Genomic DNA, 5,284 nt, shown 5'->3' on the forward strand with positions numbered 1-5,284 from the left:
CGAGGCGGACCCGGACCGGCTGCGGGCCCTGCTCGCGGAACGGCTCGCGCGGCCCTGACGCCGCGCGCGGTCCCCTCGTCGATGCGGGACCCGGCGGATTCACTCCGTGACGGCACAGCACCGGATCAGATGACCCGACGATCGATTGGTTGAGCCACCACCGGTCCCGACCGCTTATCCTGTCCCCATGACAGCGGGCGACGACGACCGCACGGCCGAGCACGGCGACGCGACCCACGCACACCCGGTGGACGACGGGGACCCGGCCGCCGAAGGAGAACGCGACCGGACCCCGCGCCACCGGACGGTGCTCATCGCCGTCGTGTCGACGGTGGTCGCCCTCGCCGTGTTCGCCGTCGCCCTCGGGTTCGGTCCGCGCGAGGCCGACCTCACCCCGGCGGCCACGGACGACGAACGCACCGACATCGCCACCGGGATCCCGTCGGCCACCGGTTCGGCCGCACCGGACGCGCCGCGCGCGACCACCGCATCCGCCACGGGGGCCCCCACCACGCCGCCAGGGGCCTCGGACGCGCCTCCGGCGTCGGGACCCCGGTTCGAGGACTGGGTGGACGAGGTCGCCGGATGGCTGAACATCCCGCGCCGTGCGATGCACGCCTACGCCGCGGCGACCGTGACCCTCAGCGACGAACAGCCGCAGTGCAACCTCTCCTGGGTGACACTGGCCGGGGTGGGGCGGACGGTCAGCGACCACGGCCGCACGGGGGACCGCGCGATCACCGACGACGGCACGGTCTCCGACCCGATCGGCACGATCGAGGTGCGCGACTTCGAAGGAACGGTGGTCTCCCGCCCGGGAGCGGCGGGTCCGATGCAACTGGCCCCCCGGGTGTGGCGGGAATGGCGGGCGAGCGCCACGCACGAGACCCCCGACATCCAGGACCTCGACGACGCGGCCCTGACCGCGGGCCGGGCGCTGTGCGCCGACGGGCGCGACCTCGCCGACGGCGACGGGTGGCTGGCCGGGGTGTCCGCGTTGCACGACGAGCCGCTGTTCCTGCACCGGACGCTGGCCACCGCGAACGTGTACGGCACGGTCGGCCGGGACGGCGACGAACCCGACCCCGCGGTGCTGGACGCCGTCCTCTTCGCCATCGACAAGATCGGCCTGCCGTACGTGTGGGGCGGCAACGGCCTGGAGCGGGGCGATCAGGGCTTCGACTGTTCGGGACTGACCACGGCCGCCTACGGCGAGGCCGGGATCGACCTGCTGCGCACCGCACACACGCAGTACCACAGCATCACCCCGGTCCCCGCCGACGAACAGCCCCGGCTCGGGGACCTGGTCTTCTACGGCGAACCGGAGACCAAGATCCATCACGTCGGGCTCTACATCGGCAACCGGCAGATGATCGACGCCCCGACGTTCGGGCAGGCCGTCCAGGTGCACAACTACCGGAAACCGGGGGACAACTACGCGGGTGCGGGACGACCGACGGCCTGAGCCACCGAGGTGGGCCAACCCGGCCCGGTCTGTGTGCACCCCCAGTGCGCGCACAGTCCGGCCGGGTCGGACCCCGCCCGCGGAGGACACGACGGACGCGGACCACCCCGGACGGTGCCGGATACTTGCGCACTGTGCAAGTATCACGCAACGGATACGTGTGCTGACCCACAGAACCCGGCCCGGTGCGCGCGGGCCGGGATCCGGCGGACCGTCCACCGTAGCGGCCGGTCCGCGCGGGTCACACCGGTTCCGGCTCCAGTTCGCCCCGCGCCCAGGCGGTCACCAGCTTCGCGGCGTTCTGCTGCCGGGGCATCGCCACGATCACCAGGTCGTCACTGCGGAACCGGGTCCGCGGGGTCGGGATGAGCACCCGCCCGCCCCGCATGATCGTCGTGATCAGCCCCTGGGGTGGGGTGACCTCGCGCAGCTGCCGTCCGGCGAGGTGCAGGTCGTCGGTGACCCGTACCTCGATCAACTCGGTGTTGATGTCCCCGATCGGCACGTCCTCGGCGACCGCCGCCGAGGACGCGGACGGGTCGCGGAGGCCGAGCCAGCCCGCGACCGTGCGGATGCTGACCCCCTGCATCGCCGCGGAGACGAGCACCACGAAGAAGACCATGTTGAAGATGAACGCGCCGTCCGGGTACCCGGCGAGGAACGGGAACGTGGCCAGCACGATCGGCACCGCACCGCGGAGCCCGACCCAGCACACGAAGACCAGCTCCCGCCAGGTGTAGCCCTGCCAGCCCAGACACAGCAGGACCGCGACCGGCCGCGCCACCAGCACCAGCAGGACCGTCACCACGAGGCCGGGCGCGACGACCCCGGGCAGCTGCGACGGGAACACCAGCACGCCGAGCATGAGGAACAGGCCGACCTCGGCGGTGCTCGACAGCCCCTGATGGAACGTGCGGATGCCCCTGCGGTGCAGGGGCACCCGCGCACCCACGACGAGGCCGGTGACGTAGACGGCGAGGAAGCCCGACGCCCCGACGGCCGCCGCGAGGCCGTACGACATACCCGCCACACCGAGGGCGAGCACCGGATAGACCCCCGCGGGACCGAGGTTGACGCGCATCAGCAGCCAACTGCCGACGAGTCCGACCCCGGCGCCGACGAGGAGCCCACCGACCAGCTGGAGCGCGGCGAACCCGGCCCAGTCCCACACACCGGGATCCCCACGCCACGTCTCCAGCAGCCCGATCGTCAGCATGATCGCGATCGGGTCGTTGGCCCCGGACTCGACCTCGAGCAGCGAGGAGAGCCTGCGCGGGAGCGGGGCGCGGCGCAGCATCGCGAACACCGCCGCCGCGTCGGTGGAGGGCCACGACCGCACCGATGAGCAGCGCCGTCATCAGGTCGAGGTCGAGCAGCAGATACGCCGCCGCACCGAGCGCCCCCGCGGTGAGGACCACGGCCACCGTGGCCAGCATCATGCCCGGCACGGCGGCCTGCCGGACGTCCCGGGGCTTGGTGGTCAGCCCACCCTCGTAGAGGATGAGCAACAGCGCTATGGTTCCCCCGATCTGGGCGACGCGGGGGTCGTCCAGCGTGACCAACTGGAGCCCTTCGTCGCCGATGACCATGCCGAGTACGAGAAACAGCAGCAGACCGGGCAACCGGAGCCGGTTCGCGAACCCGGCCGCGAGCACACCCCCACCAACAGTGTCGCCACGAGCAGGATCCACCAGTCGGCAGGCAGTTGGAGGCTCATAACTCCCCGGGGCTCGGAGGCGGGATCGTACCCGGAGTTTACCTTTCGTGCCGCGCCGACCTCGCTGATCCGGGTGAGGCCGAGTGGACATGGTTGACACCACCGTGTCGGTGACCCGGGTTCTGGTGCCGCTGGACGCCTCCGACTGGGCCCGGCAGGTCCTGGATCCGGCCGTGCGGATCGCCCAGGCGAGCGGGTGCCCGATGGAGCTGGTCACCGTGTACGACCCGGTGCGCGGCAACTGGGCGCAGGACCTCGACGACCTCGCCGACGGCCTGCCGCACGACGACATCGACGTCTGTGTCGTGGGCGCGGGCTGGCCCGGTGACGTGCTCGCCGAGATGGCCGCGGAGCAACGGGGGACGCTGCTGTGCATGTCCGCGCTGCACCGTGACGAACTCGCCCGGCTCGTGCTCGGCAGCGTCTCGGCGCACGTGCTGCGGGCCGCGAAGGAACCTGTCCTGCTGGTCGGGCCGGGCCACCGCACCGAGGACGCGCCGGAACGGTACCGGCGGCTGGTGGTGTGCCTGGACGGCTCCACCCGGTCGGAGTCCGCGCTGACCGCCGCACGGGCGTGGGGCCGGGACTTCGGGCTGGAGCTCGAACTCGTCCACGTCGCCGACCCCGCCCGGCCCACGGTGGAGCGGGAACGCCTGCACACCCGCCTGACCGAGGTCGCCGACGACCTGAGCGACAGCATCGTGCCGACCACGGCGACACTGCTCACCGGGGACGATCCCGCCGGGGCGATCACGGAGTTGCTCGGCGAACGCCCCGACGCGCTCGCCCTCACCGCCAGCCACGGGCGCACCGGCTTCACCCGGCTGCTGCTGGGCGGTGTCACGGCCGAGCTGTTGACCCGGAGCCCGTGCCCGGTGCTGGTCAGCCCGACGTCGGACTGACCCCGTCCCGGTGCCCCCGCACCTCCAGCGACGCCAACAGCTCGGCCGTCGCCGCCTCGACGGCGTCCACGGCCCGGTCGAACGCCGCCGCGTTGTGCGCCGCGGGCTGCCGGAAGCCGGAGACCTTCCGGACGTACTGCAGCGCCGCCGCCCGGATGTCGGTGTCGCTGACGGCCTCGGCGTACGGCGGGCGCAGCGTCCTGATGTTTCGGCACATACCGGCATTCTCCGCCCGAACGCCCGCGAGTCGACACCTCAACACCGCGAGTCGGCGCTCCAGGACGGCGAGTCGACGCTCCAGGACCGTGCGTCGGCGCCTCGGGTCCGTGTGCCGGGAGCCGACCGACACGCCGGCATTCCGACCCGAGGGCTACCCGTGCTCTGGAACGTTGACTCGCGGGATCGCAGCGTCGACTCGCGGGCACGGAGTGGCGACTCGCGGGCATCGAATGGCGACTCGCGGTCAGAGGGTGGGGGTGCGTTCGGCTCGGCAGAGGAGGGCGGTGGGGGTGCGGCCGAGGCGAGTGAGGACCACGGTGGCCTCGTTCGGGCCGCGGGGCTTGAGCCTGCGGCGGAGCGCGTCCGGGTCGACGTCGAGGCCGCGGACGAGGATCTCCAGCCTGCCGACCTCGTGGGCGCGCAGGGTGGCCCGCAGCGTCTTCTCGCTGTAGTGGCCGTGGTCGAGCACCCGGAACGCCCGCACACCGGGCGGTGGGGCGTCACCGGTCAGGTAGGCGATGTGCTCGTCGAGCTGCCACAGGCCGTACCGGGCCGCGTAGTGCCGCACCAGGCCGGCGCGCACCACCGCCCCGTCCGGATCGACCAGCCACCGCCCGGGCGGACCGACGGCCACGTCGTCGGATTCGGCGTCGGTGATGCTCCAGCCGGTGCCGTCCGAGCTCAGCACGGTGGCCCGGCGGGACGCCGTCGCCAGCCCCGCGCTGAGCAGGCTCGCTTCCCGCACCCGGCCGTCCAGGGAGATCAGTTCCACCTCGGCGGCCCACGGCGCGGCGGCGGGGTCCAGGCCGGGGGCGGTCTTGACCGACAGGTCGCGCCCCGCGTAGGTGTCCGCCAGGTCGTCCAGCGGGGGCACGAAGTCTCCGGGACGCCACCGGCGCCGTCCGCCCGCGTCGCGGCGGGCCGGGTCGGCCACCACCACGCAGTCCCGGGTCACCGGGCGCAGCGCGTCGGCGCGGACGA

Annotated in this window: 5 protein-coding genes and 1 pseudogene; 2 read left to right on the forward strand and 4 right to left on the reverse strand. The window is 73.1% G+C overall.

The features are described 5' to 3' along the window. Positions 1-187 precede the first annotated feature (187 nt). Positions 188-1,465 (forward strand): C40 family peptidase, encoded by a 1,278-nt coding sequence (locus SACHA_RS0106160; protein ID WP_019808033.1) that lies wholly within the window; start codon positions 188-190, stop codon positions 1,463-1,465. Positions 1,466-1,706: 241 nt separating this feature from the next. On the opposite strand, the gene SACHA_RS20585 is transcribed toward SACHA_RS0106160, so the two are convergent. Both SACHA_RS20585 and SACHA_RS26510 read right to left on the reverse strand, forming a co-directional pair. Beyond that, entirely contained in the window at positions 1,707-2,804 is a 1,098-nt protein-coding gene (locus tag SACHA_RS20585; RefSeq protein WP_232211823.1) for a potassium/proton antiporter, read from the reverse strand. Between the two features lie 43 nt (positions 2,805-2,847). Continuing rightward, a pseudogene (locus SACHA_RS26510) lies at positions 2,848-3,273 on the reverse strand (cation:proton antiporter domain-containing protein); the annotation flags it as partial. Here SACHA_RS26510 and SACHA_RS0106170 point away from each other — a divergent pair. After that, complete coding sequence (locus SACHA_RS0106170; RefSeq protein WP_019808040.1) at positions 3,272-4,084, forward strand: universal stress protein; 813 nt, start codon at positions 3,272-3,274, stop codon at positions 4,082-4,084. The pseudogene SACHA_RS26510 and the gene SACHA_RS0106170 overlap by 2 nt on opposite strands. Here the strand turns inward: SACHA_RS0106170 and SACHA_RS0106175 are convergent. Together SACHA_RS0106175 and SACHA_RS20590 are read right to left on the reverse strand one after the other, a co-directional pair. Then, entirely contained in the window at positions 4,065-4,301 is a 237-nt protein-coding gene (locus SACHA_RS0106175; RefSeq protein WP_019808042.1) for a DUF2277 domain-containing protein, read from the reverse strand. The two genes, SACHA_RS0106170 and SACHA_RS0106175, sit on opposite strands and share 20 nt — an antisense overlap. A 246-nt stretch (positions 4,302-4,547) precedes the next feature. Then, the coding region (locus SACHA_RS20590) for a THUMP-like domain-containing protein (protein WP_039738132.1) at positions 4,548-5,284 on the reverse strand (737 nt) is incomplete at its 5' end.

The sequence above is a fragment of the Saccharomonospora halophila 8 genome, assembly GCF_000383775.1.
GTDB classification, from domain to species: domain Bacteria; phylum Actinomycetota; class Actinomycetes; order Mycobacteriales; family Pseudonocardiaceae; genus Saccharomonospora; species Saccharomonospora halophila.